Below are 20,411 nucleotides of genomic sequence, written 5' to 3'. Positions count from 1 at the left end.
GGCCGGGGCATGTTCGCGGGGTCGACTACGTTGAAGGGCTTATGAGCGCTGACGACACTGCTGCAGTGACCATGTACACGACGTCGTGGTGTGGCTACTGCGTCCGTCTGAAGAAGGCACTGAAGAACGAGGGCATCACCTTCACCGAGGTGAACATCGAAGAGGACTCCGCCGCTGCGGAGTTCGTCGGCTCGGTCAACGGTGGCAACCACGTCGTCCCGACGATCAAGTTCCCGGACGGTTCCACGCTGACCAACCCGAGCGGCGCCCAGGTCAAGGCCAAGCTCGCCAGCTGAGCGCGATCAGTCCGCGGCAGCCCAGGATTCGATGATCTCCCGGGCGATCGAGATCGACCCCGGCAGCAACAGCCGGGACTCGCTCGAGGAACTCCAGTCGCCCTGATCGAGGGCCTCGCGGATCTCGGCACGGGTGAACCATGCCGCCTCGGCGATCTCGCCGTCGTTGAACGCGAACTCCTGCTCCGGATCGCCGAGCGCGTGGAAGCCGACCATCAGCGACCGCGGGAACGGCCACGGCTGGGAGCCCAGATACTCGACATCGGTGACGGTCAGGCCGATCTCTTCGGCGATCTCGCGCACCACGCACGTTTCGAACGATTCCCCGGCCTCGACGAAGCCGGCCAGGATCGAGAACAGTCGCGGCGGCCACACCGTCTGCCGGGCCAGCACCGCGCGGTCGTGGCCGTCGTGCACCAGGCAGATCACCGCGGGGTCGATGCGAGGGAACTCCTCCTGCCCGGTCACCGGGTTGATGCGCGACCAGCCCGCCTTGATGGGTGTGGTCGGGGTGCCGTCGACCGGGCTGAAGCGGGCATGGTCATGCCAGTTGAGCAGCGCTGTGGCGGTCGCGACGAGCTGGGCGCTGACATCGTCGAAGACGTGACCGGTGCGGCGCAGATCGAGCACCTGCGTCTGCGCGTCCGGGTGGTCGGGCGGCTGCAGATCCGAGCGCACCCCCCAGACGTGCCGGCCGTCCTGGAGGCGGCCGAGGAACACGGCGTCCTGCGGGGGTGCGTCACCGGCGTCGGTGGCCCGGTGCAGAACCGCGCGGCCGTCGGCGATCAGCACCTGGTTGCGGCGGTCCACTCGCAGCAGCAGCGCGTCGGCCCAGCCGGCCACCGCCGCCTCGACGTCGGTGCGCAGCGTGTCGGCACGGTCGGCACCGACGCGGGACAGCAGGGGGACGTTGCGCAGCCGGAAGCCGGCGGTCATCGCTCGGCGTCCGCGGAACGGATGTAGAGCAGGCGATCCCCCAACTCGAGCGCGTCGACCTCGGGTTCGTCCACCCGGATCAGCTTTCCGTTGCGCACCACGCCGAGCACGATGTCGGCCTGGTGACGCGGCGACCCGCCCGCCTCCTTCGGCGTCACCTCCCGCTCGGCGATCGCGAACCCGGCGTCCGGGGTGAGCAGGTCCTCCATCACCTCGACGACGCTGGGCGTCTGGACCGCGATGCCGAGTAGCCGGCCGGCGGTCTCGGAGGTGACCACGGTGGAGTCGGCCCCGGACTGCTTGAGCAGATGCTGGTTCTCCGCTTCCCGGACGGCGGCGATGATCTTCGCGTTGGGCGCGAGTTCGCGGGCGGTCAGCGTCACGAGCACGGCGGTGTCGTCCCGGTTGGTGGCGACGATGATCGACTTGGCGTGCTGGGCACTGGCCAGCCGCAGCACCTCGGAGTCGGTGGCGCTGCCGCGCACGGTCACCAGGCCGGCGCTCTTCGCGCGCTCCAGGGCGGCGACGTCCTCGTCCACCACGACGATGTCCGCGGGCGCGACCTCGTCGCCGACCATCGCCGCGGCGGCGGTGCGGCCCTTGGTGCCGTAGCCGACGATGATGATGTGGTTGCGCACTCTGTTCCTCCAGCGCTGGATTTGGTAGACCTGCCGCGACTGCGTGGTGAGGGTCTCGACGGTGGTACCGATGAGCACGATCAGGAACGCGACGCGCAGCGGCGTGATCACCAGGACGTTGACCAGCCGCGCGGACGGCGTGATCGGGGTGATGTCGCCGTAGCCCGTGGTGGACAGTGACACGGTCGCGTAGTAGAGGCAGTCGAGGAACGACAGCGGGTTGTCCTGCGCGTCCCGGTAGCCGTCGCGGTCGAAATACACGATGAACACCGCAGCGAACAGCGCGGCGAGGGCGTAGACGACGCGGACGGTGATGCGCCGCGACGGACTGACCATCGTGGTCGGGATCTGAACCCGGTCGGTGAGCGCGTGCACCGGTAGGTCGGCCAGGGACTGGTCGAACCGGCGCAGCCGTCGGCGCAGAGCGCCCTCAGCCACGGGGGCCAGTCACGATGTGAGGCTGTCGCACCCGCACAATGTAATCATGACCTCCTCCCCGACTGCACTGAAGCGGTTCACCTCGTCATCGCGTGGCACCAAGATGGGCGTCTGGCTGATCGGCATGGGGGTCCTGCACTTCGCGGCGCCGCAGCCGTTCGACTCGATCGTGCCCGAGGAACTGCCCGGCACCCAGCGCTTCTACACACTGGCCTCCGGTGTCGCCGAGGTCGGTGTCGGCGCTCTGCTGGTGGCGCCGAAGACCCGCAAGCTCGGTGCGCTCGCCGCGATCGCGCTGTTTCTCGGTGTGTTCCCCGGCAATGTGAACATGGTGCGGTTGTGGAAGAACAAGCCGCTGCCGATGCGGTTGATCGCGATCGCGCGGCTTCCGATGCAGGTGCCGATGATCACGCAGGCGCTGAAGGTCTACCGCGAGAGCTGAGTCTACGCGGCGTCGTCGTCGACGGGCGCGGCGAGCAGGGCGGCCAGTTCGTCGGCATCGGGCAGCGCGGCGGGGGTGACTGTGCGCCCGGAACGGACGTAGTGGAACGCCGCCCGCACCGACGACGGCGGACAACCCTGCAGCCGGGCCCACGCCAGGCGGTAGACCGCCAACTGAATCGCTTTGTGCGCCAACTCCTCCGGCGTGGCCGGCGGCTCACCGGTCTTCCAGTCCACCACCGTCACCCCGCCGTCGCCGTCGGCGAACACCGCGTCGATGCGGCCGCGGACGACGCGGCCCGCGATCATCATGTCGAAGGGAACCTCCACCTCCAGCGGGCTGCGGGCCGCCCACCCCGACACCGCGAAGGCGGCCTGCAATTCCTCGAGCTCACCCCGGTCCTGCCGGTCGGCGTCGACGGCGCCAGGCAGATCGTCGAGGTCGAACAGCTTCTCCGCCTGGTAATACCGCTGCACCCACTCGTGGAACGCGGTGCCCAGCAGGGCCTGTGCGTCGGGCCGCCGGGGAAGCCGCCGATGGAGGCGCTGCGCCGCGGCGTCGGGGTCACGCCCCAGTTCGACCATGGCGCTGACCGACAGCTGCACCGGCAGCGGCGGCGCGGGCCGCCGGCCCGCCCGTTCGCGCTCGGCGAGCAACGCGTCCACGTCGGCGGCCCAGCCGTGCGGATCCTCCGCGACGACGAGGTCGGCGTCGCCGGCGATCACGGCGGACACCAGCGCGGCGCCGTGATCGGCGCGGTCGCGACGGCCCGCCAGCGGGTCGAGCGGCCACATCGCCTCGATCACGCGGCCGCGCAACGGATTCGGCTCTCCATCGGCAGGCGCGTCGTCCCATACGTCGATCGACCCGCATGGGGTACCCGCGGCTGCCGCGGTGTCGATGGCCTCTTTGAGTTCGGTGAGGAATGTCGACGGTCCGCGCGGCTTGGATTCGGTGGCGCCCCAGTGGTGCCCGGACACCAGCAGCGTGCGCTCGGCACGCGTCAAGGCCACGTACAAGAGGCGGCGTTCCTCGTCGGTGCGCCGCTGATCCAGGCTGCGCTTGTGATCGGAGATGGCGTCCGAGAGCGATTTGCGATCGTTGACCCGTGAGGTGTCCAGCACCGGCACACCGTGTTCGGACACCGTGGCGCAGTCACCGCGCAGCAGCGGCGGCAGGTCGGCGGCATCGGTGAGCCAGGTGCGTGGCGACGCTGTCGATGGAAACACCCGCCCGACGAGGTGGGGGACGGCGACGATCTGCCACTCCAGCCCCTTGGCCGCATGCACGGTCAGAATCTGCACCCGATCCTGCGCGACCGTGATCTCCGCGGGGGCCAGCCCGTTCTCGACCTGCTCGGCGGCGTCGAGGTAGGCCAGCAGACCTGACACCGTCGCGCCGGAGCGGCCTGCGAAGTCGGCGACGACATCGCTGAAGGCATCGAGATGCTCGGTGCCGGACCAGCTCGCCGCCACCGGCCGCGCGGCTCTGACCTCGACGTCGACACCGAGCATCCGCCGAATCTCGGCGATCAGATCGGGCAGCTGGCCGTCGAGGTGGGCGCGCAGGGCGCTCAGCTCCCGGCCCAACGCGACGATGCGGGAGTGCCCGGCCGGCGAATAGGCCTCTGCCGCACCGGGATCGCACACCGCGTCAGCCAGGCAGGCGGCGTCGGCGTCGGGTCCGAGTTGGCCGACGATGTGATCGACGCTCCCGCGCTCTGCGGCCGGTGCATGGACCAGCGTCACCGCGCGGCGCCACAGCGCCTCGATGTCGGCGGCACCGAGGCGCCACCGGGGGCCTGTGAGCACCCGCACCGCGGCCGCGCCGGCCATCGGATCGACGGCCAGCCGCAGGTTCTCCACCACCTCGCCGGCGTCGAGCNGCCACAGCGCCTCGATGTCGGCGGCACCGAGGCGCCACCGGGGGCCTGTGAGCACCCGCACCGCGGCCGCGCCGGCCATCGGATCGACGGCCAGCCGCAGCATCGCCACCACATCGGCCACCTCGGGCACCGCCAACAGGCCGGCCAGCCCGACCACCTCGACGGGGATGCCGTGCCGGGTCAGTGCCTCGGCCATCGGGGCGGCGTCGGCATTGCGACGCACCAGCACCGCGGCCGTCGGCGCCGTCCCGTCGACGGCCAGCCCGGCGCGGTACCGGGACGCCACCTGCTCGGCGAGCCACTCCCGCTCGGTGTCCACGTCCGACAGCAAGGCGCAGCACACCTCTCCCGGGTGGGCGTCGGGCCGCGGCAACAGCGACCGCACCGACACCGACCGGCGGCGCGCATCCATCGACACCTCGTTGGCCAGGTGCAGCACCTCCGGCGGGTTGCGCCAGCTGGTCCGCAATTCCAGTGTGGGGGCGGGGGTTCCGTCGGCAAGCGGGAAGTCGGTGGTGAACCGGGGCAGGTTGGTGGCCGACGCGCCGCGCCACCCGTAGATCGACTGGATCGGATCGCCGACCGCGGTCAGGGCCAGCCCGTCGTCGGCGCCGTTGCCGAATAGCGAGGCCAGCGCCACCCGCTGCGCGTGCCCGGTGTCCTGGTACTCGTCGAGCAGCACCACCCGGTAACGCTGCCGCAGCTGCTCCCCCACCTGCGGGAACCGCGACGCGAGCTGGGCTGCGGCGGCCATCTGCATCCCGAAGTCGACGACCCGCTCCTCGCGCATACGCCGGTGCAGCGCGTCGATCAGCGGTACCAGCGCGGTGCGCTCGGTCTGCGTGGCGAGCATCCGCAGCAGCCACTGGCTGGGGCCGCGGTCGCGCTGGTAGGGCCCCGCGGGCAGCGTGTGCACCAGGCGTTCGAGCTCGATGTGGGTGTCGCGCAGTTGGTCGGTGTCGACCAGGTGTTCAGCCAGTTGACCGGCCAGCCGCAGCACCATCGCAGTGATCGTCGCCGGGGACTTGTCGGTGTCGAGTGGACCGGGGTGCTCGCAGACCACGCGAAACGCCAACTGCCACAGCTCGGTTTCGCCGAGCAGGCGGACGTCGGGTTCGACCGGCAACAGCAACCCGTGTTCGCGCAGCAGAGTTCCGGCGAACGCGTGATAGGTGCTGACCGTGACCGGGTCGTCACCCGGGTCGGCCGCGCCGGGCACCACCAGCCCGGCGCCCGCCAGCCGCGCCAGCCGTGCCCGCACCCGGCGCAGCAACTGGCCCGCGGCCTTGCGGGTGAACGTCAGGCCCAGCACCTCGCCGGGGCGGGCGAACCCGTTGGCGACCAGCCAGACCACGCGGGCGGCCATCGTCTCGGTCTTGCCGGCACCCGCGCCCGCGATCACCACCAGCGGACCGGGCGGGGCGGCGATGACCGCGGCCTGTTCGTCGGTCGGCGCGAAAAGACCGAGGGCCCCGGCCAATTCGGTGGGGCTGTACCGCGGTGTCATCACACGTCACTCCTGGTCTGCTGGGCCGGACACATCGCGGCCACCGGGCAGTGCGCGCATCCGTCGTTGACCCGGGCGAGGAAGCCGGGCCCCTGGGTCGCCGCGGCAGCGTCGCGCACCTGAGCACGCCACTGCTCGCGTCCGTCGGCCGTCAGCGCGTCCTGCTCCCGTTCGGCCGCCGCGCCGCCGCTGGTCTTGCCGAGATACACCAGCCGGCCGCCCCCGGGCTCCGCGCCCTCGGGGAGGAGGCCCTCGGCCACGGCCAGCTGGTACATCGCCAGCTGCGCATGGTTCTGCGCGTCGTCCTTGGTGACGGGACTCTTGCTCGTCTTGATGTCGACGACGACGAGCCGCCCTTCACTGTCCCGCTCGAGGCGGTCGAGGCGGCCGCGCACCCGCACCGACGGCAGGTCCCCGTCGGCAGCGACGATCTCGCCGTCGACATCCACCTCGGTGCCGACCTCGGTGAGGTGGTGGCGGCTGTCGGAGCGCCAGCGTGCGAACGTGGCGAGCATCTCCTGATGCCGCTCCAACTCGTTGTCGGCGTGCCACCGGGCGTCGAAAGGCAGCGCTTCCCACACCCCGCCGAGCTCGCGGTGCAGCTGCTCCTCCGACGCGTTCGATTCCGACACCAGGGCGTGCACCAGTGATCCCAGCGCGGATCTGACGTCGCGCATCTTGCCGCCACCGTGGCGTTCCATCAGCCACCGCAGCGGGCAGTCCGACAGCATCTGCAACGTCGACGGCGACAGGGTCACGGTGTGTCCGTCGCCGTCCCACAGGGGCGCTTCGCTGGAGACGTCCCGCATGCCGTACCAGTGGGCCGGATCGGCGCCGTGCACGCCCGCCTCGGCCAACCGGGCCAATTGTGCTGCTGCGCAGGCTCTCTCGATGTCATTCACCGCATCGGACGGAGCGCAGACCACCGACCGCAACCGCCCCACCACGGCGGCGGGAGCGAGCACCCGCGGCGCCTGGATGGGTACGTCGGGCTCAGCCGGCGGTTCGGTCGCCGTCGTGGCGAGCTCATGGCAGAACGGCGACGGCAGCAGCGCGGCGTCACCGCTGTCGCTGTCGACGGCGGTGACCAGCAGCCGGCGGCGCGCGCGGCCCATCGCCGCGATGAGCAGCCGGCGCTCCTCGGCCAGCAGCGGCGCGCGTCCGGACAGCGCACGCTCCCCCGGTTCGGCGACCCCGTCGAGGATGTCGACCAGCTGCTGGGTCGCGAGCACCCCGCCGCGGGGTTGCACGTTGGGCCACAAGCCTTCCTGCACGCCCGCGATGACCACGAGGTCCCACTCGCGCCCCAGCGCGGCATGCGCACTGAGCACCGCGACCGCCTCGCACGCCGGGCCGTCGTCGCGCCGGACCGGCGGCAGTGTCAACGTCGCGACGTGGTCCACCAGACCGCGCAGCGACGTGCCCGCAGTCTGCTCGACGTGTTGTTCGGCGACGTCGAACAATGCGGTGACCGCATCCAGATCGCGATCTGCCTGAGCACCGGCCGGTCCTCCCCGCTCACTGGCCGCCAGCCAGCGCCGCTGCAGACCCGAGCGGTTCCACGTCTCCCACAACGTGTGTCGCGGATCCCGCCCCTGCTCGGCACTGCGCCGTGCAGCGGAAAGCACGATCCGCACCCGCCGCACCGCCCGCGCCAGCTCGTCGGGAAGTCGCTGGAGGCCGGTGGAGCCGTCGCCGCTGAGCGCCGCGACCAGGAGCTCGCCGAAATCGCGCTCCGGATCACCTGCGGCCCGCCGCAGGGCGCGCCGCAGCTGGCGCAACGACACCGGGTCGACGCGCCCGATCGGGCCGGTCACCAGTGCCAGCGCCCGTTCGCCGTCCAAGCCGTCGGCCGTGGCCTCCAGCACCGTCAGCAGCGCCCGCACCGCCGGCATGTCGGCGAGCGCGACATCGCTCTGCGGCAACTCGACCGGGACACCGGCGGCGCTCAGCGCGCGGCTCAGCGGCGCGCCCATCCGGGGCACCGAGCGCACGATCACCGCCATCTGCGACCACGGCACGTCGTCGACGAGGTGCGCCCGGCGCAACGTGTCGGCGATGATCGCTGATTCGGCGTGCGCGGACGCGGCGATGCGCACCGCGACCGACCCGGCAGCGTCGGTGCCGGCGAATTGCCTTGTGGCGTCGGGACCGGGCAGCCTGCGGCCGACCGCGGCGATGGCGTCGGCCACCGGCCCCGCGCACCGGTGCGACCGGGTCAGCGTGATGGCCGGGCCGTCCCCGCGCAGCAGGGCCGGATCGGCGCCGCGGTACCCGAACACCGTCTGATGCGGATCGCCGGCGATCACGGTCAGCTCGGCGCCGGCGGCGAGCACCGTCACCAGCCGCGCAGCCTGCGGGTCGAGGTGCTGGGCGTCGTCGACGAGCAGCAGTGCCACCCGCGCCCGCTCGGCCGCCAGCAGGTCGGCGTCGGCGGCCAGCGCTTCCAGCGCGGCACCGACGAGTTCGGCGGCACCGAGCGCCGGCACCGTGGCCTGCGGCGCGGCCATGCCCACGGCCGACCGCAGCAGCATGATCTGTTCATAGGCCTGCGCGAAGCGGCCCGCGGCCTGCCACTCGGCGCGGTCGGCGCGCCGGCCGATGCGTTGCAGTGCAAGCGGATCGACGCCGCGCTCGCTGCAGCGGGCCAGCAGGTCGCGCAGTTCGGTGGCGAAACCGACCGTGCTCAGCGCGGGCCGCAGCCGCTCGGGCCACCGCACCGGTGAGGCGTCACCGTCCTCGAGGTCACCGGCGAGCAGCTCGCGGATGATCCCGTCCTGTTCGGCACCGGTGATCAGGCGCGGCGGCGGGCTCCCGGCACGCTGTGCGGCCAGCCGCAGCACCGCGAACGCGTAGGAGTGGACCGTGCGCACCAGCGGCTCCCGCACCACCGTCCGCTCGCCGCCGGCGAGCATCGTCGCGGTGATCGCGGCGCGGGCCTGCGCGCCGAGCGTCGACGAACCCGTCAGCAGCAGAACCGATTCCGGATCGCGACCGGCCGTCAGATGCGCCGCCGCGGTCGTGATCAGCGTGCTGGTCTTGCCCGTACCCGGGCCGCCGAGCAACCGCACCGTACCGCGCGTCTCCGGACGGGCCAGGGCGTCGGTCGTCAGTTCGGTGTGCGGCGCGGACATGAACGCACTACATCACGAGGGTCCGACAAGTGGGCTGCGGTGGTGTCTCGGGCAGCCGCCTGGCAGCATCGACACCTGTGACCGAGCTGTTGTGCACCTACCGATTCGGGCCGTCGACCCCTGTGCGGGTGCTGGCCGTCCACGGTCTGACCGGACACGGCAAGCGGTGGGAGACCCTGTTCGACACGCACCTCCCCGACGTCGCCGTGCTCGCGCCGGATCTGCTCGGCCACGGCCGGTCGTCGTGGGACGCGCCGTGGACGATCGAGGCGAACGTCGGCGCCCTGGCAGCCCTGCTCGACGCCGAGGGCGGAGATCCGGTGGTGGTGGTCGGGCATTCGTTCGGCGGGGCGGTTGCCCTCAATCTCGCGGCGGCACGGCCGGATCTGATCGCCGGCCTCGTGCTCCTCGATCCCGCGGTCGCCCTCGACGGCCGGTGGATGCGGGAGGTCGCCGACGACATGTACTCCTCGCCCGACTACACCGACCGCGCCGAGGCCCGCAACGAGAAGATCGGCGGGTCGTGGGGCGAGGTCGACGAGACCGAGCTCGACCGCGAACTCGACGAACACCTCGTCGACCTGCCCAACGGGCGGGTGGGATGGCGCATCAGCATCCCCGCGACGCTAGCGTACTGGAGTGAGCTGACCCGGCCGGTGCCCGTTCCGCGCGACGGCACTCCGACCACGCTGGTGCGGGCCACCTACACCGAGCCGCCGTATGCCACCGACGAGGTGATCGCCGCGCTCGACGCCGGTCTGGGTCCGAATCTGACGGTGCTGGAATGGGATTGCGACCACATGGTGCCGCTGGCCAAGCCCGCCGAGACGGCCGCGGTGATCCGGGACCTGCTCGGCTGACCCGTGGCGGCCATCACCGACGAGCAGGTGGAGACCGTGCGCGCACTGGTCGCGTCGGTTCCCTCGGGAGCGGTCACGACCTACGGCGACATCGCCGACGCGGCCGGCCTGCCGAGCCCGCGCATCGTCGCGTGGATCATGCGCACCGATTCGTCGGACCTGCCCTGGCACCGGGTGATCCGGGCGTCGGGGCGGCCGGCGCCGCACCTGGCGACCCGCCAGCTGGAGCGGCTGCGCGCCGAGGGCGTGCTGGCCCGTGACGGACGGATCGCATTGGCCGAGTACCGGCACACCTTTTGACGCGCCGGTGAGAACACAGGGCTGTGCTCGAGGGCTGATTCGCGACCAGGAATGCTATTCCGCGGGGAACTACAGGGCGAGGCGCACCAGGGCCGCCGTGCGCGCCAGACCGGGGAACGCAGCCGCCGTCGACCGCGGATGCAGCGCGTGCACGGCGAGCCGGAACATCAACGCGCGCAACAACATCTGCGGCCACTCCGGCAGGGCGTTCCAGCGCTCGATCAGCCCGTCGTCGGCCTCACCCCACGACAGCGCGTCGACGACGACGACACCGGCCGCCCAGGCCGGGGGCCGCCAGTACGGCGTGATGTCGGTGATGCCGGGCGCCGCCGTGCCGGCGAAAAGCACTGTGCCGTAGAGATCTCCGTGCACCAGCTGGCTGGGGCTGCGCGTCGGCCGGCGCAGCGTCGCGAGCTGGTTGATCAGCTCCACGGACTTCTGCCCGTCCGCGGTGCCGGGCGCCACCCGCGCCCCGGGCGGCAGCGAGTGCAGCGGCCGTTCCTCCCATGCGGCGCGGTCGGCGGCGATGAACACGTCGACGTCGGCCCACGGCGCGATCGGGGGCTGGGTCAGGAAACGCGGCCGCTCCAGCTTGGCGGTGGCCTCGTGCAAACGCACCGCGGCCGAGACGACCTCGTCGTGGCGCGGTTCAGGGGTGCCGGCCACGTAGGTGTCGGCCCGCCAGCCGGCGACGACGTAGCGACCATCGGTGGAACGGACCGGACGCGCGAGCCGGACCCCGTCGACGAACAGCGTCTCGCGCACTTTCGCCGACCAGGCGGCGCGGGCGTGATCGGCGACCATCGAGAGCACGACCTCACCGCAGCGCCAACCGCCCTCCCAGCTGGAACCCAGCGGCACCGGCTGCACTCCGGACAGCCCGAAGGCTGTGAGGACATGCTCGGGTGGGCGCTCGGCGGTCACCGCATCAGCGTAATTGCCGCGGACGCCAACCCCGCGTTAGTACATCACCATGTCGGGTTCGAGTTGCTTGCCCCAGGCCACGATCCCGCCCTGGACGTGCAGCGCATCGGAGAACCCGGCGTTCTTGACGATCGCGAGCACCTCTGCCGAGCGCACGCCGGTCTTGCAGTAGAACACCGGGGTCCGGTCGACGGTCAGCTTCGACAGCGCCTCGCCGCTCTCGAACGCGCCCTTGGGAATCAGCTGCGCACCCTCGATGTGGTTGATGTCCCACTCCACGGGCTCCCGCACGTCGATCAGCGCCAGCGGCTTCCCCGAATCCAGCAGCTCGGCCAGTTCGCGGGGCGTGATCGTCGATTCCGCGGCAGCCTCCGCGGCGGCGTCGGACACCACGCCGCAGAACTCCTCGTAGTCGATGAGCTCGGTGATCTTCGGCGTCGACGGATCCTTGCGGATCTTGATCGTCCGGTACGTCATGTCCAGCGCGTCGTAGACCATCAACCGCCCCAGCAGCGGCTCGCCGATGCCGGTGAGCAGCTTGATCGCCTCGGTGCCCATCACCGACGCGATCGAGGCGCACAGGATGCCCAGCACACCGCCCTCGGCGCACGACGGCACCATCCCCGGTGGCGGCGGCTCGGGGTAGAGGTCGCGGTAATTCAGGCCCAGGCCGTCGGGCGCGTCCTCCCAGAACACCGACACCTGGCCCTCGAAGCGGTAGATCGACCCCCACACGTACGGCTTGCCGGCCAGCACGGCGGCGTCGTTGACGAGGTAGCGCGTCGCGAAGTTGTCGGTGCCGTCGAGGATCAGGTCGTAGTCGCCGAAGATCTCGACCGCGTTGTCGGGCTCCAGGCGGACCTCGTGCAGCACCACCTTCACCAGCGGGTTGACCTCGAGGATCGAGTCGCGGGCGCTCTCCGCCTTGGAGCGGCCGATGTCGGACTGGCCGTGGATGATCTGGCGCTGCAGGTTGGATTCGTCGACGACGTCGAACTCGACGATGCCGATCGTCCCGACCCCGGCGGCGGCCAGGTAGAGCAGCGTCGGCGAGCCGAGGCCGCCGGCCCCGATCACCAGGACGCGCGCGTTCTTGAGCCGCTTCTGCCCGTCGAGGCCGAGGTCAGGGATGATCAGGTGACGGCTGTACCGCGCGACCTCGTCGCGGGTGAGTTCAGCCGCTGGCTCGACCAGCGGCGGCAACGGTGAGGACACCGAGTTCTCCTTGGTTGGCGTGCAAGACCCATCTCAACAGGTACGGGTTCCAACAGCAACGAGGCCCTGACCCTTCCCTGGTCGATTCCGCGATGCTCAGGCGATCGGATACGGCCACGGATTGAAGCGGCAGGTCTTCCCGTCGGGGGTGACGGTGCCCGGGTCGAACCGGGCCGCATCGTTGTTGTTGGTCGAGAACGTCTGCTGCATCATGATCGGCGCCAGTTCGCCGCTGACCGTGCACTGCTCGTGCCGGGGATACCCGATCGCGTGCCCCACCTCGTGGTTGATGACGTACTGCCGGTAAGAGCCGATATCGCCCTGGAACGGCACCGCGCCACGCACCCAGCGGGCCTCGTTGATGAACACCCGCGGCTGGCCCTCGAACGCCGGGTTGTAGCAGGACGCCTCGAGCTGGATGTCGTAGCCGCAGCCCTCACGCACCGTCATCGGTGAGGTCAGCGACACCCGGAAATCAGGCTGCACACCGGCGCTGTCGTCGACGCGGACGAACGCGAACTGCGGGTTGTGCGTCCAGCTCTTCGGGTTGGCCAGGGTTTCGCTGACCATCCGGGCGAAGCCGTCGTCACCGCCGAACGTCGTGGTGTCCACGCCGTCCTCCACCTCGACGGTGTAGGTGAAGACCTTGCTGGTGCCCTCCCCGACCTGCGGGGCAGTGCCTGGAACGACGTGCCAGGTGCGCGCGCCCGCCTCGGTGAACGGCCCGCCCTCGGGAAGGATCCCGGTCGGCAGATTCGCGTCGAACTGGGTGAGTCCCTTGGGGGGTGCGCCGACGATCGCGGTGCTGGCCATGCCGATCGTCGGCGGGCCCTGCACGGGGCCCTCCTCCTCCGCGGCCGGCGGGGCGACGCTGGTGCCGGTGACGGTCTGGTAGACGACGACCGCGGTCAGCACCACCAGCAGCGGCAGCGCGTAGGCACGCCAGCCGTACGTGGAGACGAACCGGCCCAGCCACGTCTGCTTGCGCCAGCGCTGATGCTCGTCGCGGTTGGACCGGGCCCGCCCGGAGTCCTCGGCCAGCGGGTCCCGCTGCGCGCGAAGGGGCTCACGCCACTCGTCGCGGAGCACGGGAACGCGACCGCTCCCGCGACGCCCCGGGTCGTAGGTCACCGACACAGGATGTCACAGGACGACCGGTCCCGACCTTCGGCGCGCCTGCACCGGGCCGATGTCCTCCCGCCCGGGCCCGGCCAACGGTAGTAGTGTCAGCGGAACCGAACTCACGACGGTGCATGCGCCGGAAGTAGAACTCGAGGTCCTGATGAGCGAACCCGCCAGAACGGCGCAGCGGCGTGGTGGGCAGCCGGCCAACGGCACCGGCCTGTCCACTCCCAGCGCAGCCCGGCGCGGTAACCGGTTGCCCCGTGACGAGCGCCGTGGCCAGTTGTTGATCGCCGCCAGCGAAGTGTTCGTCGACCGCGGCTACCACGCCGCCGGGATGGACGAGATCGCCGATCGCGCCGGCGTCAGCAAACCGGTGCTGTATCAGCACTTCTCGTCGAAGGTGGAGCTTTATCTCGCGGTGCTGCAGCGCCACGTCGACAATCTGGTCTCCGGGGTGCGCCAGGCGCTGCGCACCACCACCGACAACCGGCAGCGTGTGCGCGCGGCGGTCGAGGCGTTCTTCGACTTCATCGAGCACGACAGCCAGGGCTACCGGCTCATCTTCGAAAACGACTACGTGACCGAGCCCCAGGTGGCGGCGCAGGTGAAGGTCGCCACCGAGGCGTGCACCGACGCCGTGTTCGATCTGATCAGCCATGACTCGGGGCTGGAACCGCACCGCGCCCGGATGATCGCGGTCGGTCTGGTCAGCATCAGCGTCGACTCGGCGCGTTACTGGCTCAACAACGAGCGGCCGATCGCCAAGGACGACGCGGTGGAAGGCACCGTGGCGTTCATCTGGGGCGGGCTGTCGCACGTCCCGCTGACGCGTTCCTGAGCGGCGACAGCCCGCTGCAGCCTCAGCCCGCCGAGCGGGTGACCTCGGAGCCGACGGCGCCCACACCGAATCCCACGCGGCGCGCGTCGGCGGCGCCGATCTCGACATAGGCGATCCGCGCGGCCTGCACGAGGTACCGCCGGCCCTTCTCGTCGGTGAGGGCCAGCACGCCGGAGCCCGCCTCCAACGCGTCGGAGACCAGCTTCTCCACTTCTGCCGGCGTCTGCGCGCTGCTGAGGATCAGCTCGCGCGGGCTGTCGGTGACACCGATCTTGACCTCCACAGTGGGAACCCTTCTGTCGTTCGAAATCTCTTCTCCAGGAGGCTAGTGGACGCCGCCCGGGCGGCGCCGGTCGGCGGACCTACGCGCTCAGCGAACGCCCGCGCCGGTGTGCAACGGCGGCGCGACCGAACCGAGTCCCGACCGTGACTGCGGCGGCAGGCGCGTCACCCTGAGCCGTCAGCGCAGCCTTCGTAGCATCGGCCCGGCAACTGCGAAGAAACGACTGGGACAGCTGGATGAACAGGCCATACACCGCACACTCGCCGTACTCCCTGACGCCGACCGAACGCATCCGCAGCCCGCGGGGCCGCGGGCGCTACGCCGCCGACCCCCACGGCGACGACCGCTACGGCGAAACGGACCGCTACGGCGACCTCGACACCGATGTGTATCCGCCCTACCCGGGCGATGACGACCTCGGCGACGCCGACTACGACGACTACCTCGACGAGGCCCGCATCGACCGGCGCTGGATGTGGATCGCCGGCATCGCCGGGGTCATCCTGTTCGTCGCCGTGATCACCGCCAGCATGATCCTCGGCGGCGGGGACAGCGGGTCGGTGTCGGCGACCGTCGCCTCCGACGAGCCCAGCACCAGCGCAGCGCCGGAACCCTCCGCGACACCCCGGGTGGCAGCCCCGCCCCCGGCACAGCCGTCGCTGCCCGCCGAAACGGTCACCACGATCTCGCCGACGCCCACCCCGACCGCGCAGAGCCCCGTGCCACAGCCGGCCACGCCGCTACTGCCCGCGCCGCAAGCCGCTCCCCCGCCGCCCGCGGCCGCGCCGGGCGCCGTCACCTACCGCATCACCGGCAACCGGGCGCTGCTCGATCTGGTCACGGTCATCTACACCGACGAGAAGGGTGCGTTGCAGACCGAGGTCAATGCGGCGCTGCCGTGGACGAAGACCGTCGTGCTCGATCCGGGCGTCACGCTGAGCTCGGTGACCGCGACCAGCGTTGCCGGTCAGCTCAACTGCAGCATCCTCGACGCGAACGGCTCGCTGATCGCCGCACAGAACAACAACTCGATCATCACCAACTGCACGCGCTGAGGGCGCTCAGGCCAGGCCCAGCTCCTGCATGCGGGCGCTGTGAGTCTGCTGCAGCTTGTCGAAGAAGTCGGTGATCTGGGACAGCCCACCCCCGGACATCACCAGGTCGACGAGTTCGTCGTGGTCGGCCAGCACGTACTGGGCCTGCGTGATGGCCTCCCCGAGCAGCCGCCGCGACCACAGCGCCAGCCGGTGACGCTGGCGGTCGCTGGCCGTCACCGCGGCGCGCACCTCGGCGACCACGAACTGCGAGTGACCGGTCTCGGACAGCACGGAACGGATGACGTCGGCCACCGGCCCGGGCAGGGAGTCGGCGATCTCGAGGTAGAAATCGGCGGCCAGCGCGTCACCGACGTAGGTCTTGACAAGTGCTTCCAGCCAGGTGCTCGGAGTGGTGAGCCTGTGGTAGTTCTCCAGCGCCGAGGCGTATCTCGTCATCGCCGGAACCACGTCGACGCCACGGTGTTCCAGCGCGTCGCGCAGCACCTCGTAGTGGTTCATCTCGGCGGCGGCCATGCTCGCCATGTTGATCCGGCCCCGTAGATTCGGCGCCATCCGGGCCTCGTCGGTCAGCCGGTAGAACGCGGCGACCTCGCCGTAGGCCAGCAGCGCGAACAGCTCGACGACGCCGGGATGGTCGGCGGAAACAGTGGGCGCCGCCGGGGGGCTCGACGCCGCTGCCGGGGCTGACGCGGAGGCCGCGGACGGCGTGGAATTCATGCGCCCAACTCTAGTCCGCGGCGGCGAAGGTGACTGAGCGCCGGGCGACCGGCTACCATGGAGCGCGGTGTCGGCGCGTAAGCCGACAGATCGATCCAGGTCAGACAGGCGTCATCGCCGCAGGCACCGTGGCAATGTGCGTGCACGGAGCGGCCCGCCCCCTCAGAGCAGGGCCCGGCGAAGATCACTTCTCAACTCGTGCGCGCGTGGAAACGCATGAGGATTGACAAGTGAAAGGCTTCGTCCACACGTATGACTCCCGTAACCCCGCACCCCACCCCGACCTTCGCCGAGCTGGGGGTGCGCGATGAAATCGTGCGCGCCCTCGCCGAGAGCGGCATCGAACACGCCTTCGCGATCCAGGAGCTGACGCTGCCGCTCGCGCTGGCCGGCGACGACCTGATCGGCCAGGCCCGCACCGGCATGGGCAAGACGTTCGCGTTCGGTGTGCCGCTGCTGCACCGGATCACCACCGACACCGAACGCCCCCTGACCGGGATCCCGCGGGCCCTGATCGTCGTCCCGACCCGCGAACTCTGCATCCAGGTGTACGAGGACCTCGTCGGCGCGTCGAAGTACCTGATGGCCGACGACACCCGCAAGCTCACCGTGACCGCGATCTACGGCGGCCGTCCGTACGAGCCGCAGATCGAGGCGCTCCAGAAGGGCGTCGACGTCGTCGTGGGCACGCCGGGCCGCCTGCTGGACCTCGCGCAGCAAGGGCACCTGCAGCTCGGCGGCCTGTCGACGCTGGTGCTCGATGAGGCCGACGAGATGCTCGATCTGGGCTTCCTGCCCGACATCGAGCGCATCCTCAAGCAGATCCCCGAGCAGCGTCAGGCGATGCTGTTCTCGGCCACCATGCCGGACCCGATCATCACGCTGGCCCGCACGTTCATGACCCAGCCGACGCACATCCGCGCCGAGGCCCCGCACTCGTCGGCCACCCACGACAGCACCGAGCAGTTCGCCTACCGGGCGCACGCGCTCGACAAGGTCGAGATGGTCAGCCGCATCCTGCAGGCCGAGGGCCGCGGCGCGACGATGATCTTCACCCGAACCAAGCGCACCGCCCAGAAGGTCGCCGACGAACTCGCCGAGCGCGGCTTCAAGGTCGGCGCGGTGCACGGCGATCTCGGCCAGGGCGCGCGCGAGAAGGCGCTCAAGTCGTTCCGCACCGGCGAGGTCGACGTGCTGGTGGCCACCGACGTCGCCGCCCGTGGCATTGACATCGACGACATCACCCACGTCATCAACTTCCAGATCCCCGAGGACGAGCAGGCCTACGTCCACCGCATCGGCCGTACCGGTCGCGCCGGCAAGACGGGCATCGCCGTCACGCTGGTCGACTGGGACGAACTGCCCCGCTGGTCGATGATCGACAAGGCGCTCGGGTTGGACACGCCCGACCCGGCCGAGACCTACTCGAGTTCCCCGCACCTCTACGAGGAACTCAACATCCCGACCGATGCCGGTGGTTCGGTCGGCACGCCGAGCCGCGGCGCCGACAAGCCCAAGCGCGAACCCCGCGAGCGCACCGAGCGGCCCGCGAGCAACCGCAGCCGCCGTCGCACCCGCGGCGGTCAGCCGGTCGGTCACCCCGAGGCGGCCGATCAGGCCGTGGCGGCCGACGCCGACGCCCCTGCGGGTGACTCCGACGCCTCCCGTGCGCCGCGTCGCCGCCGTCGGCGTCGTCCCAACAAGACCGCCTCCGCGGGCGCCAGCTAAAGCCGAACCCGCGCGATGGTCAGACCGGAGCGCCGCACCCGAGCAGATGTGGTGGCGGCCGTGGTGATCGCCGCCGTCGTCGTCCTCGTCGCCGCGATCGTGTGGTGGACCAGTGACGCCCGTGCCACCCTCAGCCGGCCCGCCGCCTCCCCGGTCCCGACCCTGAAGCCGGCCATTGCCGTACCCACCGCGCTGCGGCAGGTGTGGGAGGCGCCGAGTGCGCGCACCAGCCTGCCGCTCGTCGTGTCCGGCGCGGTGGTCACCGGGGACGGCCGCGCCATGCAGGGCCGCGACCCCGCGACCGGTGACGTGCTGTGGAGTTACGAGCGCGACCTGGATCTGTGCGGGGTCACCTGGGTGTACAACTACGCGGTCGCGGTGTATCCCGACGTCCGTGGCTGCGGCCAGGTCAGCACCGTCGACGCCCGCACCGGCATGCGGGGCCCGGCCCGGACGAGCTACGCCGACAAGCAGGTGACGCTGTCCGGAGACGGCACCACGGTGCTGTCCGCCGGCGACACCCGGTTGGAGATGTGGCGCTCGGACATGGTGCGCATGCTCAGCTACGGGGCGCTCGATGCTCCGCTGAACCCGGGCAAGTCGGCCTCGCCGCTGTGTCGCTTCACCTCGGCCGCGGCGAGTTCGACGGCGGTGTCGGTGCTCGAGGCCTGCCCGAACCAGGCCGACGTGCGGTTGACCCTGCTGCGACCGTCCGACGAAGAGGACACCCCCGAACTCAAGTACGTGCCACAGAAGGGCGTGGCCGACGGCAGCGGAGCGCGCGTCGTGGCCGTGTCGGACACCACGACCGCGCTGTACGTGCCCACCCCGAAACCGCGGTTGGACATCGTCGACGAGACCGGAGCGACGATCGACAGCACCGTCGTCCCCGCCGCCCCGTCCCCCGAGGCGACGACCTCGCGCGCCGGCGACCTGATCACCTGGTGGACCGGTGACGCGCTGATGGTGTTCTCGGCGACGAACCTGAAGTACCGCTACACCGTCGCCGCGTCGGGCGCCAACGCTCCCGTCGGTCCCGCGACGATCATGGCCGGGAAACTCCTGGTGCCGGTGACGAGCGGCTACGACGTGTTCGACCCGGCCACCGGCGCCGGTGAGCGGAACATCCCGCTGCAGCGACCGGCCGGGAAGGGTCCGGTGGTTCCCGCGGTGGCGGGCACGACGCTGCTCGAACAGCGCGGCGGCGAGCTGGTGGCGCTCTCCGGTTAGAGCTCCGGGGTGAACGTCGCCAGGGCCTTGCCGCTCTTCCAGTGCTTGAGCAGCGCATCGGCGAACTCGCGGTAGGCGACCGCGCCCTTGTTCTTGCGGCCGGTCAGCACCGACGACCCCGACGCGCTGGCTTCGGCGAAGCGCACCGTGCGCGGGATCGGCGGCGCCAGCACCGGCAATCCGTAGCGGTCCGCGACGTCGAACAGCACGTCCCGGCTGTGCGTGGTGCGTGCGTCGTACAGCGTGGGCAGCGCGCCGAGCAGCTTCAGGTCGGCGTTGGTGATCTGCTGGACGTCGTTGATGGTGCGCAGGAACTGCCCGACTCCGCGGTGCGCCAGCGTCTCGCACTGCAGCGGCACGACGACCTCGTCGGCCGCGGTCAGGCCGTTGAGCGTCAGCACGCCCAGCGACGGCGGGCAGTCGATGATCACGACGTCGAACTTGTCGGCGATCTTCGCCAGCGCCCGCTTGAGGGCGTACTCCCGGCCCGCCCGCATCAGCAGCATCGCCTCGGCCCCGGCCAGGTCGATGTTGGCCGGCAGCAACGTCATTCCTTCGGCGGTGTCGACCAGTGCGGCGTCGGGTTCGACGTCGCCGAGCAGCACCTCGTGCACCGACACCGCGAGCTTGTCCGGGTCCTGGCCCAGCGAGAACGTCAGACAGCCCTGCGGGTCGAGGTCCACGAGCAGCACCCGCTTGCCCGACTCGACCAACGCCGCGCCCAGCGACGCCACCGTCGTCGTCTTGGCGACCCCACCCTTTTGATTGGCGACCGCCAATACCCGCGTCACAGTGCCATCTTGGCACGCCGTCCTGCCACCGCGCCGTCCGGCGGTACCGCGCCGTGCGGCAGAATC

Annotated in this window: 18 protein-coding genes and 1 pseudogene; 8 read left to right on the top strand and 11 right to left on the bottom strand. The window is 71.0% G+C overall.

Going from position 1 to position 20,411, the window contains the following annotated elements; translation table 11 throughout:
- The first annotated feature begins 41 nt into the window (after positions 1 to 41).
- On the top strand, positions 42 to 296 hold the full coding sequence (gene mrx1, locus MCHUDSM44219_RS02785; protein ID WP_082162002.1) for a mycoredoxin Mrx1: 255 nt from the start codon (positions 42 to 44) through the stop codon (positions 294 to 296).
- 6 nt (positions 297 to 302) lie between these two features.
- Here the strand turns inward: mrx1 and nudC are convergent, their stop codons facing one another.
- Together nudC and MCHUDSM44219_RS02775 are read right to left on the bottom strand one after the other, a co-directional pair.
- Complete coding sequence (nudC, locus tag MCHUDSM44219_RS02780) at positions 303 to 1,232, bottom strand: NAD(+) diphosphatase (protein ID WP_048416702.1); 930 nt, start codon at positions 1,230 to 1,232, stop codon at positions 303 to 305.
- A complete protein-coding gene (locus MCHUDSM44219_RS02775) occupies positions 1,229 to 2,308 on the bottom strand; it encodes a potassium channel family protein (protein ID WP_048416701.1) in 1,080 nt (359 codons plus the stop codon). The genes nudC and MCHUDSM44219_RS02775 overlap by 4 nt, the downstream gene beginning before the upstream one ends.
- Before the next feature lie 46 nt (positions 2,309 to 2,354).
- On the opposite strand from MCHUDSM44219_RS02775, the gene MCHUDSM44219_RS02770 reads away from it, so the two are divergent.
- A complete protein-coding gene (locus tag MCHUDSM44219_RS02770; protein WP_082162001.1) occupies positions 2,355 to 2,750 on the top strand; it encodes a DoxX family protein in 396 nt (131 codons plus the stop codon).
- Between the two features lie 2 nt (positions 2,751 to 2,752).
- Here MCHUDSM44219_RS02770 and MCHUDSM44219_RS30640 read toward each other — a convergent pair.
- From MCHUDSM44219_RS30640 to MCHUDSM44219_RS02760, 3 genes and pseudogenes are all read right to left on the bottom strand, one after another.
- Positions 2,753 to 4,634, bottom strand: a pseudogene (locus MCHUDSM44219_RS30640) (PD-(D/E)XK nuclease family protein); the annotation flags it as partial.
- Between the two features lies 1 nt (position 4,635).
- A partial coding sequence (locus MCHUDSM44219_RS30635; protein ID WP_236695324.1) for an ATP-dependent helicase occupies positions 4,636 to 6,142 on the bottom strand: 1,507 nt, incomplete at its 3' end.
- Positions 6,142 to 9,276, bottom strand: coding sequence for an ATP-dependent helicase (locus tag MCHUDSM44219_RS02760; protein ID WP_048416698.1), 3,135 nt, complete (start codon positions 9,274 to 9,276; stop codon positions 6,142 to 6,144). The genes MCHUDSM44219_RS02760 and MCHUDSM44219_RS30635, both read right to left, overlap by 1 nt.
- 77 nt (positions 9,277 to 9,353) lie before the next feature.
- On the opposite strand from MCHUDSM44219_RS02760, the gene MCHUDSM44219_RS02755 reads away from it, so the two are divergent.
- Together MCHUDSM44219_RS02755 and MCHUDSM44219_RS02750 are read left to right on the top strand one after the other, a co-directional pair.
- The gene (locus tag MCHUDSM44219_RS02755; RefSeq protein ID WP_048416697.1) at positions 9,354 to 10,136 is read left to right on the top strand and encodes an alpha/beta fold hydrolase; all 783 of its coding nucleotides are present in this window, start codon (positions 9,354 to 9,356) and stop codon (positions 10,134 to 10,136) included.
- Positions 10,137 to 10,139: 3 nt separating this feature from the next.
- Entirely contained in the window at positions 10,140 to 10,436 is a 297-nt protein-coding gene (locus MCHUDSM44219_RS02750) for an MGMT family protein (RefSeq protein WP_048416696.1), read from the top strand.
- A gap of 69 nt (positions 10,437 to 10,505) precedes the next feature.
- Here the strand turns inward: MCHUDSM44219_RS02750 and MCHUDSM44219_RS02745 are convergent, their stop codons facing one another.
- The 3 genes from MCHUDSM44219_RS02745 to MCHUDSM44219_RS02735 form a co-directional block, all read right to left on the bottom strand.
- The gene (locus MCHUDSM44219_RS02745; protein ID WP_048416695.1) at positions 10,506 to 11,360 is read right to left on the bottom strand and encodes a TIGR02569 family protein; all 855 of its coding nucleotides are present in this window, start codon (positions 11,358 to 11,360) and stop codon (positions 10,506 to 10,508) included.
- A 36-nt stretch (positions 11,361 to 11,396) separates the two neighbouring features.
- On the bottom strand, positions 11,397 to 12,575 hold the full coding sequence (moeZ, locus tag MCHUDSM44219_RS02740; protein ID WP_048416694.1) for an adenylyltransferase/sulfurtransferase MoeZ: 1,179 nt from the start codon (positions 12,573 to 12,575) through the stop codon (positions 11,397 to 11,399).
- A gap of 96 nt (positions 12,576 to 12,671) precedes the next feature.
- On the bottom strand, positions 12,672 to 13,706 hold the full coding sequence (locus MCHUDSM44219_RS02735; RefSeq protein WP_048416718.1) for a DUF3152 domain-containing protein: 1,035 nt from the start codon (positions 13,704 to 13,706) through the stop codon (positions 12,672 to 12,674).
- Between the two features lie 151 nt (positions 13,707 to 13,857).
- Between MCHUDSM44219_RS02735 and MCHUDSM44219_RS02730 the strand changes: the two genes are divergently transcribed.
- Positions 13,858 to 14,538 carry an HTH-type transcriptional activator FasR gene (locus tag MCHUDSM44219_RS02730; RefSeq protein ID WP_048416693.1) on the top strand — a complete coding sequence of 227 codons (681 nt, stop codon included), beginning with the start codon at positions 13,858 to 13,860 and terminating at the stop codon, positions 14,536 to 14,538.
- 22 nt (positions 14,539 to 14,560) lie between these two features.
- Here MCHUDSM44219_RS02730 and MCHUDSM44219_RS02725 read toward each other — a convergent pair whose 3' ends face one another.
- Positions 14,561 to 14,821: a DUF3107 domain-containing protein gene (locus MCHUDSM44219_RS02725; protein ID WP_048416692.1), complete on the bottom strand. Its 261-nt coding sequence runs from the start codon at positions 14,819 to 14,821 to the stop codon at positions 14,561 to 14,563.
- Positions 14,822 to 15,057: 236 nt separating this feature from the next.
- On the opposite strand from MCHUDSM44219_RS02725, the gene MCHUDSM44219_RS02720 reads away from it, so the two are divergent.
- Positions 15,058 to 15,876: a hypothetical protein gene (locus MCHUDSM44219_RS02720; RefSeq protein ID WP_048416691.1), complete on the top strand. Its 819-nt coding sequence runs from the start codon at positions 15,058 to 15,060 to the stop codon at positions 15,874 to 15,876.
- 6 nt (positions 15,877 to 15,882) lie between these two features.
- Here MCHUDSM44219_RS02720 and MCHUDSM44219_RS02715 read toward each other — a convergent pair whose 3' ends face one another.
- Complete coding sequence (locus MCHUDSM44219_RS02715) at positions 15,883 to 16,596, bottom strand: ferritin-like fold-containing protein (RefSeq protein ID WP_048416690.1); 714 nt, start codon at positions 16,594 to 16,596, stop codon at positions 15,883 to 15,885.
- 252 nt (positions 16,597 to 16,848) lie between these two features.
- Here MCHUDSM44219_RS02715 and MCHUDSM44219_RS02710 point away from each other — a divergent pair, with 252 nt between their 5' ends.
- Positions 16,849 to 18,324, top strand: coding sequence for a DEAD/DEAH box helicase (locus MCHUDSM44219_RS02710; RefSeq protein ID WP_048416689.1), 1,476 nt, complete (start codon positions 16,849 to 16,851; stop codon positions 18,322 to 18,324).
- Between the two features lie 15 nt (positions 18,325 to 18,339).
- Complete coding sequence (locus MCHUDSM44219_RS02705) at positions 18,340 to 19,554, top strand: Rv3212 family protein (RefSeq protein ID WP_048416688.1); 1,215 nt, start codon at positions 18,340 to 18,342, stop codon at positions 19,552 to 19,554.
- On the opposite strand, the gene MCHUDSM44219_RS02700 is transcribed toward MCHUDSM44219_RS02705, so the two are convergent.
- Positions 19,551 to 20,345, bottom strand: a complete 795-nt coding sequence (locus tag MCHUDSM44219_RS02700; RefSeq protein ID WP_048416687.1) for a ParA family protein — start codon at positions 20,343 to 20,345, stop codon at positions 19,551 to 19,553. The genes MCHUDSM44219_RS02705 and MCHUDSM44219_RS02700 overlap by 4 nt on opposite strands.
- Positions 20,346 to 20,411 lie beyond the last annotated feature (66 nt).

Origin of the sequence: Mycolicibacterium chubuense (genome assembly GCF_001044255.1) — a bacterium.
Classification (GTDB): Bacteria; Actinomycetota; Actinomycetes; order Mycobacteriales; family Mycobacteriaceae; genus Mycobacterium; species Mycobacterium chubuense.
The sequence above is the reverse complement of the archived record's forward strand: the minus strand, read 5'-3'. Positions and strand labels throughout refer to the sequence as shown.